Below are 25,345 nucleotides of genomic sequence, written 5' to 3'. Positions count from 1 at the left end.
CTGGCCGTCCCCGCCCTGGTTTTGTGCCGGATGTCAGCGTGTCAGTTGACGAGGCGGATGGCGACGCCCGTGCCGCTGTAAACCGCTTCAGCCTGCTTGCCGTTCAGCGTGACGGAGGCAAACTTGCCATCAATTTTTGCGGAGGTCAGGACCGGCAGGCCTTCACTGGACTTGGCCGCAGCCTCATCATCGGCCGTGACGGTCAGTTCGGCGCCGTCCACAGCGAGCGCACCGCCGATGGAGACGCTTGCCTTCCGGCCCGCGGTCGACGTCACGATCAGGCCGGACGCACCGGTGAAACTGATGTTGCCTTTCAGCTCAAGTGCGGTGTTCTCCACCACAAGCTTGCCGCCAGCTGCAAAGACGTCCCCTGCGCCCAGCGCTGTTTCGCTGCGGGCAATCAGGTTGCCGGCCTCAATGAGGGTGCCGCCCGTGTAGCCATTCTCGCCGGCAAGAGCCAGGCTGCCGCTGCCGCGCTTGGTCAGCATGCCTGCGCCGGAGATGCTGTTGGACCAGACGTCAAAGGCGTTGAAGCCGCCGAGGCTGGCGTCCATGGTGACGGTAACATCGCCATCGAAGGCCCCATAGCCATCGGCAGCCTTGAAATAGTTCAGGCGGCCAAAGCCTTCCGGATCATCCATCACCGGGTTGCCGGAGGCGAAGGCGGTCGTTTTCAGAACCACCCGGCGCTGTTCGGCGGTGAGGTAGGGCTGACGGGTTTCCAGCAGGATTTCAGCGCCTGCCGGCACGTTTGCAGGCAGGTCTGTGGCTCCGGCCGCCGGAAGGCCGTAGTCCATCCGGAAGGCGACGAAGGCGGCATTTGCACTATGATCGGCGAAACGGTCGCGCACGGAAGGCTGCGAGTGAGCCACACGCATCAGCTCCGCCTGTGTTTCCGAGCCGGTCTTTTTCATCAGCCAGGATTGGGTCTGGGAGAAGGCGCCGGCCTTCAGGCCGTCATTGTCAGGCTTGTTGAGGTTGTAGACCACAACGGCCGTGCCGAGAATCCGCCCGCCGATCACATCGAACGGGGAATGCATGCCGGCCACAATGCGGCTGTCGCCGAGTTCGGTTGCTCTGGTGAGCATTTCCTGGAAACGCTCGGGCACGAGATAGGCCATCACCAGACCATCGCGCCAGGCTTCGGCGGTGTGGCCGCTTGGGAAGCCTCCGTCATTTTGCGGCTTGGAACTGCGGGCCGGCAGCAGGGACGGCAGAACGCTCACGTCCTGGCTCCAGCGCCAGGGGCGGGCGTATTTGTAGAAGCGCTTTGACGGCTCGGTCGAGCCATCCTTGCTGGCGGCCTCGATCAGGTCAACGGCAAGGCCGAGATCGGGGTTGGGGGCGATCTTCTTTTCCGCATCGCCGGTGCTGCCGATGCCCCGGTTGTTGCCTTCGTCTTCGTATTTGATGAGAGAGGCGTCGGCTGGAACATCTGTAATAGTGGTGTGCTGCTTCGTGCCTTCGCGCCATGCATCCGCGAGCGGCCCGAGACCGTCGACAAGACTGGCGTTCTTGCCGCGGCGGTCATCGAGATAGGCCTGAACGGCCTGCACGGGAGTGCGGCTGCGTGTGAGGGCCTCTACATAGGCGATGTTGGCAGCATGCAGGTCCAGGTTCACGGGGCTGCCATCGGTCGCACTGCCGGGAATGCCATCCCAGGTGGATTTGGCCACGGCAGGACAATTGCCCTCGGCTTCGGCTTCAACATCTGCATCGACCAGAAGCGACGACGGTGTCCAGACCTTCAGGAATCCGGCCAGCACGCGCACGCCGGCATTGCCTTCCAGCGTGGACATGCACGCCTTCCCGCGCTGGTTGGTTGCACCTGCGCCGATATATGCCGTCAAGCCGGAAACTGGCTGTGCGGTGTCCTCACGGCCAAGGCCTGCGGGTGGTTGCGGCAGGTCGATGGCAAGCGCGGCCGTTGCAGCCGGGATCATGAGGCCGAGAACGAGTGCGCTGACTGAAGCGAGATAGGGCAGGGGTTTCATCGGTTGATTCCTAGGAGGGGGGGAGGATGAATGGCCCTGCCTTATTGTTGTTTCGTGAAGCTTTTTTGTCTTTTTTGTATCGTTTGACGCTCTGTCTGACACGGCTTTGAAGGCATTACGTCAATCGACGTATATGGCAGTGCAGCAATCCCGGACCACACTGATCAATGACGGCAGTAACAACTGTCCGCATCTGGGGCGCTGCCCTCGGCCCGGCTCACTGCAGCCGTTGCACGAAGGCGCAGGGGCTCCCTCAGTGAGGGGATAGACTGACATGATGACCAAGATGACTTCCCGCATGGCAGGGTTCGTGGTAGCGGGCCTGATGACTTCGACCATGATCGGCGGCGCGCTGGCCGAGGAGACGATCAAGATCGGCATCCTGCATTCGCTGTCGGGTACGATGGCGATTTCCGAAACGACGCTGAAGGACACCATGCTGTTCCTCATTGAGGAGCAGAACAAGAAGGGCGGCGTGCTGGGCAAGAAGCTGGAAGCCGTCGTCGTTGACCCTGCATCCGACTGGCCGCTCTTTGCCGAAAAGGCCCGCGAGCTTGTCGCGGTCAACAAGGTTTCGGCCGTCTTCGGCTGCTGGACCTCCGTGTCGCGCAAGTCCGTGCTGCCGGTGTTCGAGGAACTGAACTCGATCCTGTTCTACCCCGTCCAGTACGAGGGTGAGGAAAGCCAGCGCAACGTGTTCTACACCGGGGCTGCCCCCAACCAGCAGGCCATTCCGGCGGTTGACTACCTCATGAACGAGGAAGGCGTGGAGCGCTGGGTGCTGGCGGGCACCGACTATGTCTATCCTCGCACGACGAACAAGATCCTTGAAGCCTACCTGAAGTCCAAGGGCGTCAAGGAAGAGGACATCATGATCAACTACACGCCGTTCGGTCATTCCGACTGGCAGACGATCGTGTCCGACATCAAGGCCTTCGGTTCCACCGGCAAGAAGACCGCCGTGGTCTCCACCATCAACGGCGATGCCAACGTGCCCTTCTACAAGGAACTCGGCAACGCCGGCATCAAGGCCGAAGACATTCCGGTTGTCGCCTTCTCCGTGGGTGAGGAAGAGCTCGCCGGTCTCGACACCGCCCCGCTCGTCGGCCATCTCGCTGCCTGGAACTATTTCCAGTCCGTCGATACCCCGGCCAATGCCGAGTTCATCGAAAGCTGGCGCGCCTTCATCGGCAACGACAAGCGCGTGACCAACGATCCGATGGAAGCCCATTACATCGGCTTCAACATGTGGGTGAAGGCCGTCGAGAAGGCCGGCACCACCGACACGGATGCGGTCATCGACGCGCTGATCGGCGTCTCCGTGCCGAACCTCTCCGGCGGCTACTCGGCCATGATGCCGAACCACCACATCACCAAGCCGGTGCTCATCGGTGAAATCCAGGCCGATGGCCAGTTCGAGACCGTGTGGGAAACCCCCGGCCTCGTGGTGGGCGACGAGTGGTCCGATTATCTGGAAGGCTCCATGGATCTGATCGCCGACTGGCGCGCCCCGCTCTCCTGCGGAAACTTCAACGTGAAGACCGGCAAGTGCGGCGGCTCCGGCAGCTGATGTGAGACGGCTTCTAGTGGGGGGCGGTGCCGCCCCCCACTCCTCCCTGCGAGGGGCAGCATTTCCAACGGAACGCCAGTCAGGTTCCAACTCCTCTCCCCCCTTGAGGGGGAGATGCCCCCGGCAGGGGGCAGAGGGGGGTAACGGCCTGTCCTCTCGTGAGAGGAGTTCTGCCGTGCTGAAGCGCTGCTACCCCCCTCTGTCTGCTCACGCAGACATCTCCCCCTCAAGGGGGGAGAGGGGCGCTGCGGCAAAAGGAGAGGGCTGAAACGCCCCGGAAGCCACTTCTCACGCAGCACGGTCCGCATGTTTCGCAAGATCCCAACGCTCCCTCTTCCTTGTGGGGAGGGGTCGCGGCGGGGGCTACAGCCTCCCGCTGCCATGATTTTTTCCAGCCAGGTGACGCCCATGTCTCTGAAACGCCTCATGATCTGTCTGCTGATGCTGGTGATGTCCGTTGCCGTGCAGCAGCATGCCCTTGCGCAGGACACGGATGCGCTGCGCCCCTTGGTGAACAAGCTGGGCGAGGGCGGGTTCAAGGAAACCGAGGCGCAGGTGGGGGCGCTGGCGGCAACCGGGGATCCCGCCGTGGCCCCGGCGCTGGAGGCTCTGTCGTCCGGCGATCTCTACGTGCGCAAGAGCGACGCCATGGCCGTCATCGGGGTGAAGGCGGGCTCCGGCCTTGCGCTGACCGATCCGCTGACCGGTGAGGCGCTGGGCACCGTTTCCACGGGCGAAGTGATCAAGATCAAGGTCAACAACGGGTTGCGCCGGTCGATCCGTGCGGCCGTCGGCAGCCTGACGCTGGGCTCGTCCGATGCCGCCGTGCGTCTGGCTGCGGCCAATTCCATGTTCCGCTCCCGCGATGTGGAAACGCTGCCTCAGCTGGAGGACGCGATTGCGGCGGAAACCGATGCCAGGGTGAAGACCGCGATGGAGCGCGCCCGGGCGGCCACTGTGCTGGCCGGTGATGCACCGGAGGCGGACAAGCTGGCGGCGGTGGACCTGATCGCCTCGGCGGGTGGGCGTGATGCCCTGTCCGTGCTGACGTCGATCGCAAGCGATGCCAAGGCGCCGCAGGCCCTGCGCGATGCGGCGCAGACCGGCCTCACCCGCATCGAAAAATCCCTGGTCCTCTGGGATGGCGCGCAGAACATCTGGTACGGCCTGTCGCTGGGCTCGGTGCTGCTGCTGGCCGCCATCGGCCTTGCCATCACCTTCGGCGTGATGGGCGTCATCAACATGGCCCATGGCGAAATGGTGATGATCGGCGCCTATGTCACCTTCATGGTGCAGGAGGTGATCCGCACCAGTTTCCCAGGCCTGTTCGGCGCGTCGCTCTTCATCGCGCTGCCGCTCGCCTTTCTGGTGACGGGGCTGATCGGCATGGCCATCGAGCGCGGCATCATCCGCTTCCTCTACGGGCGGCCGCTGGAAACCCTGCTGGCCACCTGGGGCCTGTCGCTGATGCTGCAGCAGGCGGTGCGCTCGATCTTCGGGCCGACCAACCGGGAAGTGGGCAATCCGGACTGGATGTCCGGCGCCTTCCAGCTGGGTGAAATGACCATCACCTATAACCGGCTCTGGATCGTCGTCTTCGCCATGCTGGTCTTTGCCGGGCTGATGCTGGTGCTGAAGAAGACGCCTTTCGGCCTCTACACCCGCGCGGTCACCCAGAACCGCCGCATGGCCGCCTCCATGGGCATCCGCACGCCCTGGATCGACGCACTCACCTTCGGCCTTGGCTCCGGCATTGCCGGGATCGCCGGTGTCGCCCTGTCGCAGATCGACAATGTGTCGCCCAACCTCGGGCAGGGCTACATCATCGACAGCTTCATGGTCGTCGTCTTCGGCGGGGTGGGCAACCTGTGGGGCACGCTGGTGGGTGCGCTGACGCTCGGTGTCGTCAACAAGTTCCTGGAGCCCTATGCCGGGGCTGTGCTCGGCAAGATCCTCGTGCTCGTCTTCATCATCCTCTTCATCCAGAAGCGTCCACGGGGGCTGTTCGCCCTCAAGGGCCGGGCAGTTGACGCATGATCACCCATTTCCTTCTCCGCGCCTTCGACCGGCAGGCCACGCTGTTCCTCCTCATTGCAGGCGGCATCATCCTGGCGGTGCCCGCGCTCAACCTGCTGCTGCCGCCGGATCATCCGCTGCATGTGCCCACCTATGCGGTGAGCCTGATGGGCAAGTATCTGACCTATGCGCTGCTGGCGCTGTCGGTGGATCTGGTCTGGGGCTATTGCGGCATTCTCTCGCTGGGTCATGGCGCCTTCTTCGCCCTCGGCGGCTATGCCATGGGCATGTATCTGATGCGCCAGATCGGTCCGCGCGGGGTCTATGGCGATCCGGTGCTGCCGGACTTCATGGTCTTCCTCAACTGGAAGGAACTGCCCTGGTACTGGTACGGCTTCGACAGCTTCCCCTTTGCCATGCTGATGGTGCTCCTGGTGCCGGGCGTGCTCGCCTTTGTCTTCGGCTGGTTCGCCTTCCGCTCGCGGGTGTCGGGGGTCTATCTGTCGATCATCACACAGGCGCTGACCTATGCGCTGCTGCTCGCCTTCTTCCGCAATGACATGGGCTTTGGCGGCAACAACGGCCTGACCGACTTCAAGGATATCCTCGGCTTCTCCGTGCAGGCCGATGCCACCCGCGCCGGGCTGTTCCTCGCCTCCGGTATTGCGCTGCTCGTCTCTTTCCTGCTGGCCCGCTCCATCACCCGCTCCAAGCTCGGCAAGGTGCTGGTGGCCGTGCGCGATGCGGAAAGCCGCACCCGTTTTCTCGGTTACAAGGTGGAGCGTTACAAGCTGTTCGTCTGGACCGTTTCAGCCATGATGGCGGGCCTTGCCGGAGCGCTCTACGTGCCGCAGGTGGGCATCATCAATCCGGGCGAGTTTGCACCGGCCAATTCCATCGAGGTGGTGATCTGGGTGGCGGTCGGCGGCCGCGGCACGCTCTATGGGCCGATCATCGGGGCGGTGCTGGTCAACTACGGCAAGACCTGGTTCACCGCCGTTCTGCCGGAGATCTGGCTCTTTGCGCTGGGTGCGCTGTTCGTGGTGGTGACGCTGTTCCTGCCCAAGGGCATCACCGGCCTTGCCGCGCAGATCCGGGAGAAGGTCCGGACGAAGACCGCGGGCCGCAGCAAGCCGCAGGACACGTCTTCATTGGGCCCCCAATCCGGTCCCCAATCTTCTGGCGCCAAAGCGCCGCAACCGGCGGAGTGAAGCCATGACCCTTCAGTCGAGCCTTCTCTATCTGGATGGCGTCAGCGTCTCCTTCGATGGCTTCCGCGCCCTCAATTCCCTGTCCTTCGTCATCGCGCCGGGCGAGATGCGCGCCATCATCGGCCCCAACGGTGCGGGCAAGACGACGATGATGGACGTGATCACCGGCAAGACCCGGCCTGATACGGGCGAGGTGTTCTTCGGCGGCGAGACCGACCTCACCCAGCTGGACGAGGCCGATATCGCCGAGCTTGGCATCGGCCGGAAATTCCAGAAGCCGACGGTTTTCGAGAGCCATACGGTTCAGGACAATCTGGAACTGGCGCTGAAAGCCCCGCGCGGGCCGTTCTCGACGCTGTTCCATGTGCTGTCGCGCAAGGAAAAGGCGCGGATCGAGGAGCTGCTGGAGCTGATCCGGCTGGGCGGACGGCGCAACGAGCTGGCGGCCAATCTCAGCCATGGCCAGAAGCAGTGGCTGGAGATCGGCATGCTGCTGGCGCAGGAGCCGCAGCTTCTCCTGGTCGATGAGCCCGCCGCCGGCATGACCGATGCCGAAACGGCGGAAACGGCGGAGCTGCTCAAGGACATCAACAAAACCCGTTCCGTGGTGGTGGTGGAGCATGACATGAGCTTCATCCGTGCGCTGGGCGTCAAGGTCACGGTGCTGCACGAAGGCTCCGTTCTGGCCGAAGGCTCGATCGACCACGTGTCCTCGAACGAGCGGGTGGTGGAAGTTTATCTGGGACGGTGAGGGGGCGTGTTTCCTCCGGCCTGACCAAGGCTCCCGTTCCTCTCCCCCCTTGAGGGGGAGATGCCCCCGGCAGGGGGCAGAGGGGGGTAACGGACTGTCCGTTTATGAGAGAGATCCTGCTGTATTGAAGCGCTGCACCCCCCCTCTGTCAGCTTGCGCTGACATCTCCCCCTCAAGGGGGGAGAGGGGCACTGCGGCAAAAGGAGAGTGCGTTCCTTCTCCTCGAGGGGGAGAGGAACTTGAGCCCGATGAAAGTCCGGCACCTTGTGCCGGGTGAAATGGAGCAGATCATGCTGAGCGTTGAAAAGATCGATCTTCACTACGGCGCGGCTCAGGCGCTCAAGGGCGTGTCCATTGAGGCGGAGGCGGGCAAGGTGACGTGCCTGATGGGCCGCAACGGTGTGGGCAAGACCTCGACCTTGCGTGCCATCGCGGGCCAGCAGCCGGTCAGCGGTGGGCGCATCCTGTGGCTGGGACAGGATATCTCGCGCCTTGCGCCCCATGCTCGGGCCCGGCTTGGCATTGCCGTCGTGCCCCAGGGCCGCGAGATCTTTCCGCTCCTGAGCGTGAAGGAAAATCTGGAGACCGGCTATGCCCCGCTCGCCCGCCGTGACCGGACCATTCCGGACACGATCTTCGAGCTGTTCCCGGTGCTGAAGGACATGCTGTCACGCCGGGGCGGTGATCTGTCCGGCGGCCAGCAGCAGCAGCTGGCGATTGCCCGCGCCCTCGTCATGCGGCCGAAGCTTCTGGTGCTGGACGAGCCGACGGAAGGCATTCAGCCGTCCATCATCAAGGACATTGGCCGGGCCATCGAATGGCTGCGCGATCAGGGCACCATGGCGATCATTCTGGTGGAGCAGTATTTCGAATTCGCCCGCGATCTCGCCGACCGTTTTGCCGTGATGGACCGGGGCGAGGTGGTGATGGCGGGGCTTCGGACGGAGCTGGATGAGACGGAAGTCCGCCGCCATCTGACGGTCTGAGCCCGGGTGCCCGGGAGCCGGGGACGGCTTGCGGACGCTCGAATGCGCAAGAGGCCGCATAAGAATTACGCAGTTCTGCGTTTCAAGGTCACGCTGTTGACACGCTTTGTCCTAAACTCGGTCCGATTCGATATTCGGGGAGACTGGGATGAAGCGGCTTGTGATCGGGGCGGGCATTGTGGCTGTGCTCGTGGCCTCTGCTGTGGTCATCGTGCCCATGGTGCTGCCGAAGGACGCCATCAAGGCGCGCGTCGTGCAGGAAGTGGAAGCGGCCACCGGCTGGCGGCTGCGGGTCGACGGGCCCGTCGCCATCTCTCTTCTCCCCCAGTTTCAGCTCAGCGCCACGGATGTGGGCCTGTCGGGCGAGGCCGGGGCGCGGGGTGTCGAGTTTGCACGCGCCGGCACCATTTCTTTTGAGCTTGCCTGGGGTGCCCTTTTCGGTGGGGCCATTCAGGTGACGGGGATCGGCCTCGACAAGCCGGAGTTCGATCTGCTCATCGACGCGGAAGGCCGCACCTCCTGGGCGCCGCGCAAGCCGATGAAGCGGATTGAGGGCGTTTTCACCCAGTTTGACGGTAAGGGCAGCCCGCAGCCCGCATCTGCCGGATCACCGGCGCCGGCGCTCCCGGCCGAGGCACCGCAGGAAGCGCGTGATCTGACCGCCCTGACGCGGATCGGCTTTGATGATGTGCAGATTCGCGGCGGCCGCATCGCCTTTGCGGATGCGCGCAGCGGTTCCCGGCAGGAGCTGAGCGATATCAACGGCCGCTTCACCGTCCCTGCTCTGGACCGCACGGCCGATCTTGACGCCAGTGCCGTGTGGAATGGCCAGTCCGTCGTGCTGGATGTGGAGGTGACGAGCCTTTTGAAGCTTGCCGCCGGAGAGACGGCAGCCATTGATCTGATGGTCAAGGCGGGCGGGGTGACCGTCAATGTGGAAGGCGGGCTTGGCCTGTCGCCGCTGGCTGTGGATCTGGCCGTGGATGGCAAGGCCGCTTCTCTGGCCGCCATCATGGCGCTTGCCGGAGCTGACGGCGCGCAGGACAGCGGTGAAGTGTCCCTCGCGGGCCGTGTTGCCGGCGATACGCGCCAGATTGTCCTGCAGGATGGAACGGCGGCCCTTGGCGCGCTCAAGCTGGCGCTGTCTCTCGATGCGGACCTCACTGGCAAGGCGCCGCGGCTTGAAGGCCGTGTCCAGTCGTCGGGTGGCAGCTTGCAGGATGCGCTGAGGCTGGCAAACCTGTCCTTCCCGGCCACGGGTGAGTTCGGTACGGATCTGCGCTTTGCGGCCGCAGGAGCGGATACGCCTTCGCTGCTGGGCTCGCTGGAGCTCTCCGGCCTTGTCTCGGTCTCGGGCGGCTCGGTGACAGGCCTTGATCTGGCCGCTGCCACCGGCGGCGATGAAAGCGCCAACCAGATCAGCGGCATCAATGCCAAGATGAGTTTCGACGGGCTGGACAAGCCGGTCACCGTCTCCGGCGGGCTGAGCTGGCGCGGCGAAGCCTTCACCTTGAAGGGAACCGCCACTCCGGCCATTCTTCTGGCCGGTCTTCCGGCTCCCGTCGATATCCGCCTTGAAGGTGCCAAGGGGGCCGCCGGGTTTCAAGGTTCTGCCTCCTTGTCCGGCGGGGTGGATGGCTCGGTCTTCGTGGAGACGAAGAGCCTGCGCAATCTGCTGTCCTGGCTGGGCCGCCCGCTTGCGCCTGGCGCCGGTCTTGGCCCGTTCCGGGTGGCGGGTGTGTTTGCCGCCGGGGACAATGCGGTCTCCTTCCGCAACACGGCCTTCACGCTGGATGGCATCAGCGGCAGCGGCGAGGGCCGGCTGGCCTTTGGACGGGTGCCGAAACTGACGGCTTCGCTCGTGCTCGAAAGCCTGCCGCTGGATCCCTATCTGGGTACCGGCCCGGCGCAGGCGCCTTCCGGTGCCAAGCCCGCCGCAGGTGCTGCGGCCCCCTCCGGCGGCGCCAGAGCTGCGAAGGGCTGGAGCAATGCCCCGGTCGATTTCGGCGGCCTTGCGGCTTTTGATGCGGACCTGACCCTCACGGCCAAGTCGATCAACTGGGACAGGATCAAGCTTGGCAACAGCGCGCTCAAGGTGGCGATTGCCGATGGGGTTCTGACCGCAGATCTGCAGCAGGTCTCGCTGTATGGCGGCGAGGGCAAGGGCACGCTGACGGTGGAAGGCGGCAACCGCCAGCCGCAGATCCGCTCGGCCTTCACCCTGTCCAAAGTCGGAGCCCGGGATCTCTTGCGCGATGCCACGGGCATTTCCTGGCTCGATGGCGTGGGCTCGCTCTCCTATGACGTCAATACGCGTGGCAGCAGTGAAGCGGAGCTGATCGGTAATCTCGGTGGTGAAGCGAAGCTTGAGGTCCTCAACGGCGCCATTCTCGGGGTCAACCTGCCGGATATGGTGCGCAATGTTGCGGCCCGCACACTGCTGGGCTGGCAGCAGTCCAGCGAGGCGCGGACGGATTTCACCACCTTGAGTGCATCCTTCCAGATCAGCAATGGTGTTGCCCTCAACCAGGATCTGGCGCTGGCCGGTCCGCTGATCCGCATGACGGGCAGCGGCACCACCGACATGCCGGGCCGGATGCTGGACTGGCGGGTGGAGCCGCAGATCGTGCCCAACCTGCAGGGCATTGCGCCGACGCCGCGGGCCAAGGGCGAATCCAAGACGATGGCGGCCCTCGGCGTGCCGGTCGTCATCCGGGGCTCCTGGGACCGGCCGCAGATCTATCCCGATATTCAGGGCATTCTGGAAAACCCGCAGGCAGCTTATGAACAGCTGCAGCAGGTGGGCGGCGAGCTGGTGCAGCTTCTCAAGGTCAAGCCGGATGAGGCGCTCGGGACCGTGGCCAATGACCTGATCAGCCAGACCACCGGCGGCAAGGTGCAGATCGATGTGCAGAAGGTTCTGAGCGGCGAGGTCAGCGACCAGAGCGTGCTGAAGGCGCTGGAGCAGGGCTTTGGCCTGCCGTCCGGCTTCCTCGGTTCTTCCGGTCCCGGCGTGCCGGAGGGACGGGAGGTTCTGCCCGAGGAGCCGGGTTCGGAATCCCAGCCCCAGCCTTGAGGTGAAACCGGCGTCAGCTTGCAGCGTCGGGCAGGCCAAGGGCCTTGCGCATGCAGGCAAGGCTGTCATCCAGCTTGCCGGAATTGTCGATGCGGATGACGCCGGGCACGTCGGGCATATCGATATCGGCCCGGCTGAGGCGGCGGCTGATCTCTTCCCGGCTTTCGCGTCCGCGCGCCGCCAGCCGTCCGGCCAGCACGTCAATGGGTGCGGTCACCAGCAGGATGATCAGGGAGGCATATTTCTGCCGTGCCTGATTGAGGATCTGGCGTGAGCCATTGGCGATCACCGTGTGACCGGCGCGGATGCCGTCATCGATGCTCTCCGGCAGGATGTAGCCAAGGCCGTGCGCCTCCCAGGCAAGGGCCACGCGGCCCTCGCGGCAAAGCCCGTCGAATTCGGCCCGGCCGATGGCATCATGGTCCTCCGTCGTCCCGTCCGTTGTCCGGGTGATGAGGCGGCGGGCGAAGATATAGGCCGGATCGCCCGCAAGGCTGTCACGCAGGGCATTCATCAGCGTGTCCTTGCCCGCCCCGCTGGGGCCAACCACCAGCACCAGTCTGCCCGGCCCGAGCAGGGCCGTGCCGCCGCTTGTCTGGCGTTCCTCTATCCCGCCGTTCATTGCACTCTCCGTGACAAGCCGTTTCAAACGGCTGTTTCTGTGGGCAGTGTTCATTGCGGACTGTCTGTCAGGCTCAAACCCCTCTCCCCCCTTGAGGGGGGATGCCCCCGAAAGGGGGGCGAGGGGGGTAACTGACTGTCAGATCATTCGGAAGATGTGCCGTGCTGAGGCGCTGCCACTCCCCTCTGTCTACTGACGCAGACATCTCCCCCTCAAGGGGGGAGAGGGACGCTGCGGCTCTGTTCTGGTCACGTCATCCGGTTCGGTCCTGTCAATCTCACGCGACGCGCCGTCCCTCGCGCCAGACACCGCGCACGACCGGCACATTGCCCACCAGCCGCACCTGCACCAGATCGGCCCTGAGGCCCGTTTCCAGGCGGCCGCGGTCGGCAAGGCCTGCCATCTTCGCCGGGGTGGCCGTCACCATTGCCATGGCCTGCGGCAGGGAAACGCCCTCGACGTCACCGGCGAGATGGAACGCGGCCTGCAGCATGGACACCGGCACATAGTCGGAGGAGATGATGTCGAGGCAGCCGTCTTCTGCCAGTGCCTTTGCGGAAATGTTGCCGGAGTGGGAGCCGCCGCGCACCACATTCGGCCCGCCCATCAGCACACCCATGCCGGCCGCATGCGAGGCGCGGGCTGCTTCCAGCGTGGTCGGGAATTCGGCAATGCCGGTGCCGAGGCTGATCGCCTCGTCCACATGGGCCACGGTTGCATCGTCATGGCTGGCCAGAAGAATGCCGCGCTCACGGGCCGAATCTGCCAGCAGCTTGCGGTGCTGCGGGGCGTTCCGGTCCGCAACAGCCTGCCGCATGGCGATATAGGCTTCCATCTGCTCGTCGGTGAAGTTCTTCTTGGTCTGGTAATAGACGCGGTACATCTCGATGGAGACGAACTGCCGCTGGCCGGGGGTGTGGTCCATCAGCGACATCAGGCGCACATGGGCATCGTTCTTGAAATGCTCGTAGGCGCTCATGACGTCCGGGGCGGAAACCTCACAACGCAGATGGATGAAATGCTCGGCGCGCAGCCGCTTTTCGGCCTGTGCGCTTTCGATGGCGCCGGCGAGTGCGCGCATGTCGTCCACATTCAGTTCCGCTTCCGCATCCATGCCGACGCGCAGGGCATCAAACACGGTGGTGATGCCGGCGCAGGCGATCTGCGCATCATGGGCCTGCACGGCGGAAACCGGGTTCCAGCGCACCTTCGGGCGCGGGGAATAATGGATTTCCAGATGGTCGGTATGCAGTTCGACCAGTCCGGGAATCAGGAAGTCGCCCTCGCAATCATGGCCATGGGCCGGGATGCCGCCTTCATCGATGGCGCTGATCGTGCCGCCCTTCACCTCCAGGCTGCCGGTGATGACATTCTCCGGCAGGACGAGGCGGGCGTTGGTGAAGCTGTGCGTCATGTGGGTCATTGGCTCTGGCTTTCGGCAGAAACGGGGATCAGGCGCAGGACAGGGTCCTGCGGGCCGGTGGATCCCGTGAGGGGCAGGATGTCGACGGCGCGGAACGGTGCGCCGCGTTCCGGCTCGGCAAAAAGGCCGAGGCTGGCAATCTGATGCGGGCGGTCTGTCACCGTAGCAAAATGATCCATAGCGGCCGCTTCAAGGGCAGAGATGGTGCTGTCCTCCTCAAGCTTTACCGAAAGGGTCATGTGGAAGCGGAATTCCTCGAAGACATAAGGATAGCCCCAGGCCCGCAGGAGGTCCTGCTGACGGGGCGAAAGGTTCGCAGCCAGACGGCGGGCCATGTCGGCTTCGCTCAAAGGCGCGCGGAAGGACTCGAAAGCCTCGACGCAGGCAGCGGCAAAACCGTTCAGATCCCCGCTCACCGGCTGCGGGGTCAGCGCCAGAAAACGGCCAAGCCGGGTGACGGACAGGCCGGGAATGGTGAAGGGGGCCGTATGGCTGCAAAAGACACGGAAGGCATCGCGCAATGCCCGTTCGTCAAGTCCGCCTGCGAGGGAAAACGGCGCCTTCAATGTGCCGTGAAAGCCATAGCGGCGCGGGTCCGCCGTCAGGGTGGCGAGGTCTTCGGCTGTGAGGCCCGGTATATGCGGCTGGGGCAGGGCCGTGCCGTCCACCGCGTCGCGTCCAAGCCACGTGGCACCGAGCCGGGTCAGGGAACTGTCTGCGGGAGCGGTGTAATAAATAGCGTAGCGCATCGGAAGGGGAGCCGTCTTGTCTCAAGAATCGTAAGGCTGGATATAAGAAGCAATGGCCAGAACTAAGGCTGGCGCATGTAGGCTATGTGACAGAGACGCCGCTGTCCTCAGCTCCGGTGTGGCGCGCGTAGGCGGCGAGCCGCTCCTCCAATGTGCCGGAGTGAAGCTCGAACAGGTGGTTGTCTTCGTCGTAGAAGTACACCGACCGGCCCTCACCGGCAATGCGGGGCCGGGGCGGCCTTACCTCAAGGCCAAGGCTGCGGATACGCTCCATCGCAGGCTCGATCTCCGCATCATCCACCTTGAAGGCGATGTGGTTGTAGCTGCGCTCAGGCAGGCTTTTGCCCTGCATGACGGCGATCCAAATATCCCCAGATACAAAGAATTTCTCCGCAGATAACGAAAATCCGGCCCCGCGGCTGCAGTAAACCTCGCGGAGGCCAAGGACCTCCGTGAGAATTCTGGCCATTCGCGTGATGTCACGGCAGATGAAAGTCATGTGGGAAAGGCCGTGAATCGGCATGAATCATATCCCTGTTTGCAATTGCAGCCAATGCGCGTAGATATTCGCGGAATTGTGCCGGTGGTTGTCTTAGATCAACTTGCTTTTCGCGGCGGCATAGGTAATTACTGCAATGCCCTGCCGCGCAGGTGAGGGGTGATGAGTGTTCGTTAAATTTGTCTACTTGTATATATTGAAGTGAGTGGCAAAGCAACGCCGTGGCAAGGGGGCGCTGAATGACCGGGTTTGGACCGCTGGACCGGGGAACCGGGATTGCCGTCTGGCGCCAGATAGCCGAGTGGATCCGCACCGAAGCAGCCACCGGCCGGTTTGTGCCCGGAATGCAGCTGCCGCCGGAAATGGAGCTTGCGGCCCGCTTCGGCGTGAACCGGCACACGGTCCGGCGGGCCATCTCCGTGCTGACACACGAGGGCCTGCTGCGGGCGGACCAGGGGCGGGGAACATTTTTTGCCGACCGTTCTGTCAGCTATCCGATCTCGCGGCAGACACGGTTCTCCGAAATTCTGGCCGGACAAGGCCACGCGCCGGGCGGGCGCCTGACGGGAGCAGGGGTCGAGGGGGCGAGCGAGTTCCTTGCCGGCAAGCTCGAGCTGCCGGCGGGAACGCCGCTGCAGCGGATAGAGACCTTGCGGGTTTCCGGAGAAACACCGGTTCTGGCTGGAACAAGCTGGTGTGAGCTGATCCGCTTTCCGGGTCTTGCGGCGGATTTCGCCGAGACGGGTTCCTTCACACAGTGCTTCACGCGTGCCGGCCTTGGCGGCTATTACCGCCGGGAGACGCGGATCTATGCCGAACGGGCGACGCAGGCCGATGCCCGGTTGCTGGATATCGAGCTGGGGTCGCCGGTGATGGTCATGGAAATAGTCAACGAGGACCCGGATGGCCGTCCGGTGCAATATGCCCGCAGCCGCGTTGCGGCAGACCGGATGGAACTGGTGGTGCGCAGCTGATCAGCTCTTCTTGCGGGTCCAGCAGGGCTTTGCCTTGCTGGCTTCCTTCCAGCCGCTGCGGGCTTCCGGCCAGACTGTCCGGGCCTGTGCCTCATGCCATCCCAGGACGAAGCCGGAGGCCGCGGCCAGAGAGGTGGCCCGAACCGTCTTACCTGCCGTCTTGCCCGCCGTCTTTACGGGGCCAGGCGTCAGCGTGGCCAGCCTTTCCGCCATGGCCACGTCATTGAGGTAGCCAAAGACGTCCTGCAGATTTTTGAGGTGCTTCAGAAACGTCTTGCGGCTTTCGCCGGGGAACAGGTAGGCGAAGAATTCCAGCCCGTAACGGAATTTCTTCAGAGCCTTGCGCATGTCATGGCGCTCGGTCCGCGACAGGGTGTCGAGCCGCCGGCCATAGCTCTGCACCTTGCGCCAGCGTTTGCCAATGGCCTCGCTGGCAAAGGCGGTGACGGCTTCGGCGAGCCGGTCCGCCTGACGTGCATCCTCTTCCTTGCGCCAGCCCGCTGTCTCGCAGTAGCTGGCAAGATCCAGCAGGAAGCCGTTGAAGGCTGCGCTGGCGAGTTCTGCCGTCAGCTCCAGCCGCGTTGCCTGCCGGTCCTTGCCAAGCTGCTCCAGCAGCAGCGGAATATTGATGCCTTCCGGCGCGTGAGATGCAAGAGGGGCGGTGATTTCATCGCTCAGCACGTCGAGATCCCGCAGCGTTCCGGCGGCGGCGGCATAGCGGCTGGCCTGCTGGTCCAGCGCGCCGGTGCGGCGCGGGTCGAGCACCGGGCGGAACAGCTTGAACGCGGTGCGCAGCCGCCGGAAACCAATGCGCAGCTGATGCGGGCCTTCATTGTCCGCACTGGTCAGGCAGACCATGCGGGCGGCCGAAATCTGGTCGATGCAGGAGCGCAGGATGTGCTGATAGGCGTCTTCCACACTCATCGTGGCGTCGAGGCTGATGGTGCCGGCGTTGCACGGGGCTTCGTCCTGCCCGAGAAACAGCCGGTAGCCGCGCTCGGCTTTGCTCATCGGCGAAAAGCGGAAGGCGTTGTTGCCCGCCAGCGCCAGTGCAGCTTCATAAAGCGGCGCGATGCTGCCGGATTTCAGCTCCAGCTCCAGTTCGCACAGGGGCAGGCGCTTGTCTCCCGCAACAATCTCGCCGATATCCAGCGCGGCTTCGATGACGGTTCCATCTTCCCGGGTGAGGTCGCGCTGGGTGCGCTGCATCACGGTCTCGAAACAGGGAACGAGTTCGGCACCGCCGGTGCAGTCCGCGATCTGGCGGCGGATGTTCTCATCGGAGACCTGATCCAGCTGGAACTGCGGGCCGCTGACATCCGTCTCGATCTCGATGGGAGAGGACAGGCCGCCGGAAAGCGGCTTGCCGAGCTTGACCGTCTGGATCCAGCGCCGCCCGGACTTGCGCACCCGTGCGGCGATCCTGGCCTTGTGCAGCCTGAGATCTGCCGTGTCGAAATAGATCGACGTGAGTTGCTTCGTTGAGGCTTTGCCGGAGAAAAATCCTGTGACGGCCCCGGAGATCTTGAGGCTCTCCGCTGCGCCAGGTTCAAGCTCCAGCTTGAGTTCGACTTCCTTGTCCGGCGTGCTCATGGCAGAAGTACTAGCCTGCCGCCGGTGCGGTGTCGAATGATTTCGGGAGACCTGCGCGGTCAGCCGCGCCCGAACAGGCGGCCGAGGCGGGCGCTCACCTTCATCAGGAAGGAAACGGTCCAGGGCATGGGGCGGCGGTTGAAGGCGATCTTGCGCACATAGACCGGCACATGCCAGACCGCGCGGGTGCCTGCGGGAAACAGCATGCTGACGCCGGGGCGGCCTTCATAGGTGTTGCCGGCCTCGTCGGTGATATGCACCTCGCCTTCAAGGAAGAGCACCGTTTCGTCCCAGAAGAAGTGCCAGTGGAACGTGCCGGCGGTGCACTCCCAATGGTCGGTCGAAGACCAGCCGTTGGTGCCGGTGGACAGGCTGGCGAGCCGGGCCTGCGGCGTGCCCTCGATGATCCATTCCGGGCGGATCGGCGCGCTGCGCATGGCGGCGGTGTTGAGGGTCGCATAACGGAAGGCCGGGGTTGCGCTGCCGGACCGGTTTTCCTGCGTTGCAGAGCCCCCGTCCTGCGGTTTGCCGATGCTGCCATTCTCGATCAGTGCCATGATGCCCAGCCTTCTCCTGTCCGGCGGCGCCTCTTTGTCTGCGGGCGCCTGCGGTTGTTGAGCTTATGCCATAGCGCCCGTTGCCGCGTGGTTTAACCGCAGCGCTGCAAGATCCCGAAGTTGCAAATGCAGTTAACCGCCGGTCACCGGATTGATTAGGTTTCGCGCGAATAGCGTGCCGCTTCGGCGGGCCAGCTCTCGATGTCATGCGGGCGGCCTTCCTGATCGGCAAAGGCCACCATGTCACGGGCGAGGATCGCGTCAAACAGAAGCACTGACGTTACGGCCATCCGCCGGCCCCGGTCAAGGATCAGCAGCTCGAAGCCTTCCTGCAGGCGGGCGCGCAGATAGGGCACGAGATCGCTGGTCTTCCAGGCGAGCGGGCGGGCCGGATCGACGAACATCACATAGATGCGCTCGATCGGATCGCGGTGGAAATAGGCGCCGGCATCCAGCGGATGGGGGATGCGGTTGCGGTCCGGGCTGTTCGCCAGCCGGGCGGAGAGATAGGCGCATTGATAGGCAAGGCAGGCAGAAGGGCGTTCCGGCTGGCCGAAGATGGCACAGCCATGGTCCTTGATGCTGGCGCAGGGCCGGTACATCGGTTTGTCCAGCGGGCCGATCTCGGGGAGCTCGCAGCAATAGGTGCAGGTGCGGCACCAGGATATGCGGGCGCCAGCGTCCTTCTTGCGTTTTGCCTGCCCCACGCGGCGTCTCCCTCTCGTTTCAGGCCGTAAATCGAGCGGCAGATTAAAGACTTATCCCCGAAGCTCAAGGCCGGCGATGCAAATGAAGGGGAGGGGCGCAAGGCAACGCGCTGAAGGGGGCGCTGAAACGGGGGCGCTGAACTGATGCAGCGTGCCTGGAAATGGCGCTGGAAAGTATGGTGCCCCTGGCCCGAATCGAACGGGCACTCCCTCACGGGAAACGGATTTTGAATCCGTCGCGTCTACCAGTTCCGCCACAGGGGCAGCGTCCTTGGAGCCGCGACTATAGCCAGACTGGCTTTGCCGTCAATCCACTGCCCGGGGCTTTCCCCGCTCCAATTGGCAATTGTCTGCTGCACTGCGAAAATATCCGGCTGCTGCCACCGTTCTCCCGATGACAAAAGCTCCGGCGGCGGCTATGCAGAATGCCATTATGCTGAGAAAACTTTACGACTGGACCTTGTCCCTCGCCTCTGGCCCGCGCGCGCCGCACGCGCTGGGGGCGGTCTCATTCATTGAAAGCTCGTTCTTTCCGATTCCACCGGATCTGCTGCTGATCCCTATGGTGGTCGCGAACCGGCGCAAGGCCTGGTTCTACGCGGCCATCGCCACGGTCATGTCGGTGCTGGGCGGCATTTTCGGCTATCTGATCGGCGCTTTCCTGTTCCATCAGATCGCAGAGCCGATCCTGACCTTCTATGGCTACATGGACAAGTTCGACCGCTTCAGCGAGATCTTCAATGCCTGGGGCTGGTGGTTTGTGTTCATCGCCGGGCTGACGCCGTTTCCCTACAAGGTGATCACCATCGCTGCTGGCGTCACGGGCCTTTCCATGCCGGTCTTTGTCATCGCCAGTATCGTGTCACGCGGGCTGCGCTTCTTTGCGGTCGCCGGGCTGCTGTATCTCTTCGGTGAGCCGATCCGCAACTTCATCGAAAAGCGCCTTGGCCTCGTCTTCACGGTATTTGTGATTCTGCTTGTTGGCGGCTTCGCTGCTATCAAGCTGCTGTGATATCGCGTGAGGATCTGAAATGACGTCGCTTCAGCGGGCCAGGGCGGCCAATCTGCTTCTGCTTCTGGGGGGCACGGCTTCCATTGCGGCCGCCTGGGGCTTCCAGCTCATTGGCGGGTATCTGCCCTGCAAGCTGTGTCTTGAGCAGCGCGTGCCCTATTATGTGGGGCTGCCGCTGGGTGTACTGGCGCTGCTTGCTCTCCTGACCCGCCGCACCGGCATTGCCACGGTGCTGCTGCTTCTCGTGGCGGCGGTCTTTGCCTATGGGGCCGGACTTGGCGCCTATCAGGCCGGGGCCGAGTGGGGTTTCTGGATGGGGCCATCCGACTGCGGCGGCGGCGGTGCCACGCCCAAATCTGCGGCCAACATGCTGCAGGCGCTGCAGAACACCCGCGTCGTCTCCTGCACGGAAGCCAGCTGGCGCATGTTCGGCCTGTCCTTTGCGGGCTGGAACATGGTGGCCTCCGCCGCAGTGGCCATTCTGGCGCTGTTTGCAGGCTATCAGGCCCGCAAGGGCTGAGAGGAGGCACGGCCATGGGTGAGCGGGAACGGCGGGCTAAAGCCAAGGAAGACGAAGCCAGACGGGCCCTGTCGCGGGTCCAGGCCGAGAGCGAAACCATCCTGGGCTCCGCCACCAGCCGCATGGCCAGCCATGCCCAGCGTCATTTCGGCGCCGCTGACAAGAACCAGAACGACCGGATCGAGGTCTGGGGCACGCGCATCGGCCGCATGGCCGGCCTGCTGTTCGCGGTTGGGCTGGTCATCTATCTGGTCAGCGCCTATCTGATGTGAACTGCAAGTTCACAAGGGGCGATTTGATGAGTGACCGGACAGGGGCGCCAGACCCGCAGATTGCAGCCATCGCGGCCATGGTGGCCCCGGGGCTGGATGCTTTCGAGATCATTGCCCGTCAGGCCTATGCGCAGCTTCCCGAAGGATTTCAGGCGCTTTGCGAGGGCGTGGTGATCACGGTCGCCGATTTTGCCGATGAGGAGATGCTGGAAAGCGTCGGCCTTGAGGATCCGTTTGAATTGATGGGCCTGTTTCAGGGCATTGGCCTCGCACAGGGCGGCGACTTCTTTCACACCGGGCAGCATCCGAACCGGGTCTGGCTGTTCCGCCGTCCCATTCTCGACTACTGGGCCGAGCACGAGGAACAGCTGGGTGATGTGGTGACCCATGTTCTGGTGCATGAGATCGGCCATCACTTCGGCCTGTCGGATGAGGACATGGAAGCAATCGAGGCCGCAGCGGGCTGACCCGCGCGGCCTCGTTGTTGACTGTCTGCGCGGGGCGTTGCTCCCGGCAGCAGTGTCTTACTTCTCTTCGGCCTTGGCGCGCTCGATCGACTCGATGATCAGCTGACGCGCCCTTTCCGGGCCTTCGATGCCGGTGATCTTCACCCACTTGCCGGGCTCCAGATCCTTGTAGTGCTCGAAGAAGTGCTTCACCTGCTCCATGGTGATCGCCGGCAGATCGTCAACCGACTTCACGTTCTCGTAGCGGCGGGTCAGCTTGGTGCTGGGAACGGCGATGATCTTCTCATCCTGGCCGCTCTCGTCTTCCATCAGCAGCACGCCGATGGGACGGCAGCTCATGATGGCGCCGGGCACGATCGGGCGCTGGTTGATCACCATCACGTCGATGGGGTCGCCATCGCCGCACAGGGTGTGGGGCACGAAGCCATAGTTCCCCGGATAGCGCATCGGGGTGTAGAGGAAGCGGTCCACGTACATGGCACCTGCTGCCTTGTCCATCTCGTACTTGATCGGCTCGCCGCCGACCGGAACTTCGATGATGACGTTGATGTCTTCCGGCGGGTTCTTGCCGATCGGCACCGCATCAATACGCATGAGCTTGCTCCTTGAGTTGCTGCGCAGGTCTATTGCAGGGACCGCGCCGCGAAGCAAGGGGCAAGTGTGGTAAAGCGTTGAAATCCGGGCTTTCCGGTGCCGCTGGGTGAAAGATCCGGCAGGCGCGGTTCAGCGCTCCGCCTCGTGCCAGCAATAGATGGACAACTCCAGCCGCTTGCCGCCCGTCTGGTGCCAGGAGCGGCCGGTCAGTACGCCGCCAAGGGCGGCATAGAAGCCGCAGGCCGGTTCATTGTCCGTCAGCACGCGCACCGCAAGGCCCTTGAGGCCGCGCCGCTCAAGGCAGGTTCTGACGCTGGCAAACAATCTGCGGCCAAAGCCGAGGCCCTGATATTCCGGCTTGAGATAAAGCTCGTACAGCTCCCCGGCGCAGCCGGTGCCCCGCATGCGGCAGGGCCCATAGCTGGCATAGCCTGCCACCTCGCCTGCCACTTCCAGGACTTCGATCTCGACACCCTTGTCGATGGCATCATGCCACCAGCCGCCGCTGCGGCGGGCGACAAAGCGCTCCAGGTCCAGCCCGTCGAGCATGCCCCGGTAGGCAAGGCGCCATGCCTGCGCATGCACGGCTGCAAGGCTGGCCGTGTCATCATGTCTTGCTGGGCGCAGTTCCACGAGGCTCGTCGTCATGGGCAGATGATAGCCGGGCGGGAGGCAAACAGGAAGCAGGCAATGAAGAGGGAAGTGCGCCGTCTTCCGTAACGGCAAATGAAAAGGGCCAGCACGAGTGCTGGCCCTTCAGGTGCCCGTTCGAATGTACTTCAGCACTCAACCTGATCAGCTCCGTTCCGGGGGGCTGGGGGGCTAATGCGTACCGGAACCAGAACCGTTCAGGCCGAACGGGTATGATCATAAGATGGTGGGCCAACGTGGCGTGTGAAGGGCTCAATTGAGGCAAAAGCAAGGTATCTTTTCAGCATTCCTGCGGCCTCAAAACCCTGCCACACGCAGGCTTGCCAGTGCGGTCCGCAAGGGGCATCATGACAAGTCAATGACATATCCTCGCCGGCAGGCATCAGCAGGTCTGATTCCGCAGCAAGGTTGACGGGAGGTGGCATGAGCGAGAGCGAAGGAGATGCAGCCGGACAGCCGCAAGGCTTTCCCTCTGAGATGCCCGTCCGGCCGGACAGTCCGCCCGGTTCCAGTTCCCAGTCCACCGTTCCGCAGATCCCGGCGAAACCCGTCGTTGCCTTTGACCGGAGAGAGCTCGACCAGATCCTGCGCATCTATGGCCGCATGGTCGCGGATGGAGAGTGGCGGGACTATGCCATCGATCTGATGAAGGACCGGGCCGTGTTCTCCGTCTTCCGCCGCAGCAGCGAAATGCCGCTTTACCGGATCGAGAAGGACCCGAAGCTTGCCCGCCGCCAGGGCGCCTACAGCGTGGTGGCCACGGGCGGCATGGTGCTCAAGCGCGGGCACGAGCTGGCATCTGTTCTCAAGGTCTTCGAAAAGAAACGCCATCTGCGGCTGGTGGATGCCTGAGCGCAGGCAGATTGCCGGTGACGGATACGAAGCCCCCGGACCGTCTGATCTGGGGGCTTTTCTTCCAGCTTTTCCTTGAATCCTCAGAAGCGCAGGCTCAACTCGGCATTGACCGAATGGGACTGGGCGTTGCGGCGCAGTTCGCCGCCGTAGGAGAGCTTGCCGGTCAGCTTCTGGCTGGCATTGGTGGCGGCAACGCCAAGGTTGAGCCGTCCGATATCGCGGCCAAGATCCGGGGCAGCGCTGTTGACCGAGCTGCCGAGCAGCTGAACCTTGCGGCCCGCGGCAACCGGACCCAGGGCGCGGGCATAGGCGAGATCCATCATCGGCGTCACGCTGTAGCTGCCGAAGGCGATCGGCATGGCCGACAGACGCAGGCCAACACCGGTTTCCGAACCGGTGGAGGTGGAGCTGCGCAGGCTGACGTTGAACACGTCGGCGCCCGTTTCGCTGCCGGACCCGAGCCACTGGTGGCGCACACGGCCATGGACATAGGGCCGGGCCAGCAGGCCTTCGGTCTCGAAGGTCATGCCGATACGGGCGGAGGCGGAGAGGCCGAGGTCCGTGGTCTTGGTCTGGCCGTTGACGGTCACGCTGGTGCCCGAGCCGGTGATGTTCTTGCGGTCGAGGGTGTTCTCGAAGCGCGAGAAGCTGGAAGCGGCTTCCAGGAAATACCGGTCGTAGGTGTAGCCGCCATAGATCAGGGCATGCAGGCCGTTGATCCGGGCGCGGTCACCGGCGCTGCGCATCGAGGAGGTGCTGAAGCCGCCGGCGGCGCCAAGGCGCAGGTTCTCTGTTGCGATGAATTCACCGCCCACCAGCAGGCCTGCGCTGCGGCTGGTGGAGGAGGCGGAGGTGGAGGTACCGTCCATCAGGCTGATGCCGGCCAGGGACTGCGCCCAGAAGCGGCGGTTCGCCTCACTGGGTGCTGCGCCATTGGTGGAGACGGCGACGGCCGGACCGGTGGGATCCAGCAGCGAGCTGGCGCGCTGCTCGGTGATGCCCATCACCGTGTTGACCGCCTGCGTCTGCACCTGTGCGGTCTGGGAGAAGGCGGCAACCTTTTTCACGTCATTGGTGCTGGTCAGCCTGTCGAGGCTCAGCAGGCCCCAGCCATACTGGCTGTCGATGCCGGCAGCACCAATGTCCGTGGCAGTCATCAGGACGAGGCGTGCCAATTCCTGCGGCGTGGCGTTGGGATACATCTGCTGGGCGATCGCCAGCGCACCCGTGACATGCGGCGTGGCCATCGAGGTGCCCGACATGCGCACGTAACCACCGGTGTTGGCGGTGGAGTAGATGCCGTCATTGTCCTGATCATCGCCGCCGCCAGGCGCTGCCAGACACCAGGACATAGTGACGCCGCAGAAGTTGGAATATGCTGGAATTCCGCCCAACCGGTCCACTGAAGTAACGGCAATCCAGCTAGCCGTTAGCTCCGGGTAAAGATAGGGAAGAGACGCTTCAATGCCTGCATTTACCTGATATTCGTTGCCGGTCGCCCAGACAAGCACCGCGCCACGGTTCGCTGCGTCACGGAAGGCTGCGAGCAGGTCAGCGTTGTCTGCCTCGAACGCCGTCCGGTCGGCTGCCAGGTCGCCGCTGGGCACATAGACGTCACTGCCCCAGGAGTTGTTGAAGAAGCGGATACCATTCTTCAGGCCGTAGTCGAGGACGAGCGCTATGTTCTCGTTACTTGGCTCGCTACTGCCCTTGGTGTCAACGCCGATAGGCAGATTGGCGAGTTTCGCGCCAGGGGCTACACCCATTATGCCGCTGCCATTCGCTGCAGCACCTATAATCCCGGCGACATGTGTGCCGTGACCATCCGGGTCGTCATAAGTCGGCATTCTCAGGGAGCCGTTGAAATTGAGCGGGCTGAGATTCGCTATCAGGTCCGGGTGTGTGGCCAGAATTCCGCTGTCGACAACGCCAACAGTTACACCCGTGCCCGTGTAACCACGGGAGTGGGCAATTGGTGCGCCGGTTACCAATAGTCCCCACTGAGCGTTATACTCGGTTGCTAATAGTGTTTGCGGGAAGGTTAGTAACAGAGATACTGCAGCGGTAGCTACGCCTTGCGGAAGCGCAGATCGCAGAATATTAGCGTTTCTTGGCATAGTGTTCCTAGAAATATTTGTAGAAACGCTAGTATTGTTCGCAATTGAGGTTGTTGCAATCAATGGCCGGTGATGGCGATTTCCGGGTGCTTTAGAAAATGGAAAGGGCGCGGAGGTAATCCGCGCCCT

Annotated in this window: 23 protein-coding genes and 1 tRNA gene; 12 read left to right on the top strand and 12 right to left on the bottom strand. The window is 63.7% G+C overall.

What is annotated here, in order from left to right:
- Positions 1–41: 41 nt before the first annotated feature.
- Positions 42–1,994: a phosphatase PAP2 family protein gene (locus IF10I1_RS02050; RefSeq protein WP_186392440.1), complete on the bottom strand. Its 1,953-nt coding sequence runs from the start codon at positions 1,992–1,994 to the stop codon at positions 42–44.
- Positions 1,995–2,280: 286 nt separating this feature from the next.
- Between IF10I1_RS02050 and urtA the strand changes: the two genes are divergently transcribed.
- From urtA to IF10I1_RS02020, 6 genes are all read left to right on the top strand, one after another.
- Positions 2,281–3,564 (top strand): urea ABC transporter substrate-binding protein, encoded by a 1,284-nt coding sequence (urtA, locus tag IF10I1_RS02045; protein WP_371328526.1) that lies wholly within the window; start codon positions 2,281–2,283, stop codon positions 3,562–3,564.
- Between the two features lie 408 nt (positions 3,565–3,972).
- The gene (gene urtB / locus IF10I1_RS02040) at positions 3,973–5,601 is read left to right on the top strand and encodes an urea ABC transporter permease subunit UrtB (RefSeq protein WP_186392441.1); all 1,629 of its coding nucleotides are present in this window, start codon (positions 3,973–3,975) and stop codon (positions 5,599–5,601) included.
- Entirely contained in the window at positions 5,598–6,791 is a 1,194-nt protein-coding gene (urtC, locus tag IF10I1_RS02035; protein WP_094463688.1) for an urea ABC transporter permease subunit UrtC, read from the top strand. The genes urtB and urtC overlap by 4 nt, the downstream gene beginning before the upstream one ends.
- Before the next feature lie 4 nt (positions 6,792–6,795).
- On the top strand, positions 6,796–7,542 hold the full coding sequence (gene urtD, locus IF10I1_RS02030; RefSeq protein WP_058898616.1) for an urea ABC transporter ATP-binding protein UrtD: 747 nt from the start codon (positions 6,796–6,798) through the stop codon (positions 7,540–7,542).
- A gap of 290 nt (positions 7,543–7,832) precedes the next feature.
- On the top strand, positions 7,833–8,528 hold the full coding sequence (gene urtE, locus IF10I1_RS02025) for an urea ABC transporter ATP-binding subunit UrtE (protein WP_186392483.1): 696 nt from the start codon (positions 7,833–7,835) through the stop codon (positions 8,526–8,528).
- 148 nt (positions 8,529–8,676) lie between these two features.
- Positions 8,677–11,604 carry an AsmA family protein gene (locus IF10I1_RS02020; RefSeq protein WP_186414930.1) on the top strand — a complete coding sequence of 976 codons (2,928 nt, stop codon included), beginning with the start codon at positions 8,677–8,679 and terminating at the stop codon, positions 11,602–11,604.
- A gap of 13 nt (positions 11,605–11,617) precedes the next feature.
- Here IF10I1_RS02020 and phnN read toward each other — a convergent pair whose 3' ends face one another.
- From phnN to fosX, 4 genes are all read right to left on the bottom strand, one after another.
- Positions 11,618–12,226 (bottom strand): phosphonate metabolism protein/1,5-bisphosphokinase (PRPP-forming) PhnN, encoded by a 609-nt coding sequence (gene phnN, locus IF10I1_RS02015; RefSeq protein WP_186392443.1) that lies wholly within the window; start codon positions 12,224–12,226, stop codon positions 11,618–11,620.
- 277 nt (positions 12,227–12,503) lie between these two features.
- Complete coding sequence (locus tag IF10I1_RS02010; protein ID WP_186392444.1) at positions 12,504–13,649, bottom strand: alpha-D-ribose 1-methylphosphonate 5-triphosphate diphosphatase; 1,146 nt, start codon at positions 13,647–13,649, stop codon at positions 12,504–12,506.
- The gene (locus tag IF10I1_RS02005) at positions 13,646–14,398 is read right to left on the bottom strand and encodes a DUF1045 domain-containing protein (protein ID WP_186392445.1); all 753 of its coding nucleotides are present in this window, start codon (positions 14,396–14,398) and stop codon (positions 13,646–13,648) included. Before IF10I1_RS02005 ends, IF10I1_RS02010 begins: the two co-directional genes overlap by 4 nt.
- A gap of 82 nt (positions 14,399–14,480) precedes the next feature.
- Positions 14,481–14,921 carry a FosX/FosE/FosI family fosfomycin resistance hydrolase gene (gene fosX, locus IF10I1_RS02000; RefSeq protein WP_186392446.1) on the bottom strand — a complete coding sequence of 147 codons (441 nt, stop codon included), beginning with the start codon at positions 14,919–14,921 and terminating at the stop codon, positions 14,481–14,483.
- A gap of 215 nt (positions 14,922–15,136) precedes the next feature.
- Here fosX and phnF point away from each other — a divergent pair, with 215 nt between their 5' ends.
- Positions 15,137–15,871, top strand: a complete 735-nt coding sequence (gene phnF / locus IF10I1_RS01995) for a phosphonate metabolism transcriptional regulator PhnF (RefSeq protein WP_122523009.1) — start codon at positions 15,137–15,139, stop codon at positions 15,869–15,871.
- Here phnF and IF10I1_RS01990 read toward each other — a convergent pair whose 3' ends face one another.
- The 4 genes from IF10I1_RS01990 to IF10I1_RS01975 all read right to left on the bottom strand — a co-directional run bounded on the left by IF10I1_RS01990 (position 15,872) and on the right by IF10I1_RS01975 (position 18,992).
- Entirely contained in the window at positions 15,872–17,464 is a 1,593-nt protein-coding gene (locus tag IF10I1_RS01990; protein ID WP_186392447.1) for a CYTH and CHAD domain-containing protein, read from the bottom strand.
- A gap of 59 nt (positions 17,465–17,523) precedes the next feature.
- Positions 17,524–18,021, bottom strand: a complete 498-nt coding sequence (locus tag IF10I1_RS01985; RefSeq protein WP_058898623.1) for a cupin domain-containing protein — start codon at positions 18,019–18,021, stop codon at positions 17,524–17,526.
- A 155-nt stretch (positions 18,022–18,176) separates the two neighbouring features.
- Positions 18,177–18,728, bottom strand: a complete 552-nt coding sequence (locus IF10I1_RS01980; RefSeq protein WP_058898624.1) for a hypothetical protein — start codon at positions 18,726–18,728, stop codon at positions 18,177–18,179.
- A 177-nt stretch (positions 18,729–18,905) separates the two neighbouring features.
- Positions 18,906–18,992: transfer RNA gene (locus IF10I1_RS01975), tRNA-Leu, on the bottom strand.
- Between the two features lie 169 nt (positions 18,993–19,161).
- Here IF10I1_RS01975 and IF10I1_RS01970 point away from each other — a divergent pair.
- From IF10I1_RS01970 to IF10I1_RS01955, 4 genes are read left to right on the top strand one after another with little or no spacing between them, the layout of a single operon-like run.
- Positions 19,162–19,740 carry a YqaA family protein gene (locus tag IF10I1_RS01970; RefSeq protein WP_050475156.1) on the top strand — a complete coding sequence of 193 codons (579 nt, stop codon included), beginning with the start codon at positions 19,162–19,164 and terminating at the stop codon, positions 19,738–19,740.
- A 19-nt stretch (positions 19,741–19,759) separates the two neighbouring features.
- Positions 19,760–20,260 carry a disulfide bond formation protein B gene (locus IF10I1_RS01965; RefSeq protein WP_186392448.1) on the top strand — a complete coding sequence of 167 codons (501 nt, stop codon included), beginning with the start codon at positions 19,760–19,762 and terminating at the stop codon, positions 20,258–20,260.
- Positions 20,261–20,274: 14 nt separating this feature from the next.
- On the top strand, positions 20,275–20,532 hold the full coding sequence (locus IF10I1_RS01960; protein ID WP_186392449.1) for a hypothetical protein: 258 nt from the start codon (positions 20,275–20,277) through the stop codon (positions 20,530–20,532).
- 26 nt (positions 20,533–20,558) lie between these two features.
- A complete protein-coding gene (locus tag IF10I1_RS01955) occupies positions 20,559–20,999 on the top strand; it encodes a metallopeptidase family protein (RefSeq protein ID WP_186392450.1) in 441 nt (146 codons plus the stop codon).
- Positions 21,000–21,056: 57 nt separating this feature from the next.
- On the opposite strand, the gene ppa is transcribed toward IF10I1_RS01955, so the two are convergent.
- Together ppa and IF10I1_RS01945 are read right to left on the bottom strand one after the other, a co-directional pair.
- Complete coding sequence (ppa, locus tag IF10I1_RS01950; protein WP_050475115.1) at positions 21,057–21,593, bottom strand: inorganic diphosphatase; 537 nt, start codon at positions 21,591–21,593, stop codon at positions 21,057–21,059.
- A 129-nt stretch (positions 21,594–21,722) separates the two neighbouring features.
- Positions 21,723–22,241, bottom strand: coding sequence for a GNAT family N-acetyltransferase (locus IF10I1_RS01945; RefSeq protein WP_186392451.1), 519 nt, complete (start codon positions 22,239–22,241; stop codon positions 21,723–21,725).
- A 426-nt stretch (positions 22,242–22,667) separates the two neighbouring features.
- Here IF10I1_RS01945 and IF10I1_RS01940 point away from each other — a divergent pair, with 426 nt between their 5' ends.
- The gene (locus IF10I1_RS01940) at positions 22,668–23,096 is read left to right on the top strand and encodes a DUF2794 domain-containing protein (protein ID WP_123195279.1); all 429 of its coding nucleotides are present in this window, start codon (positions 22,668–22,670) and stop codon (positions 23,094–23,096) included.
- 83 nt (positions 23,097–23,179) lie between these two features.
- On the opposite strand, the gene IF10I1_RS01935 is transcribed toward IF10I1_RS01940, so the two are convergent.
- On the bottom strand, positions 23,180–25,216 hold the full coding sequence (locus tag IF10I1_RS01935) for a S8 family serine peptidase (protein ID WP_244284678.1): 2,037 nt from the start codon (positions 25,214–25,216) through the stop codon (positions 23,180–23,182).
- Positions 25,217–25,345: the final 129 nt, after the last annotated feature.

The sequence above is a fragment of the Pannonibacter sp. I15F10I1 genome, from assembly GCF_900185665.1.
Taxonomy (GTDB): Bacteria; Pseudomonadota; Alphaproteobacteria; order Rhizobiales; family Stappiaceae; genus Pannonibacter; species Pannonibacter indicus.
This window is presented reverse-complemented; position numbering and strand designations above follow the sequence as displayed.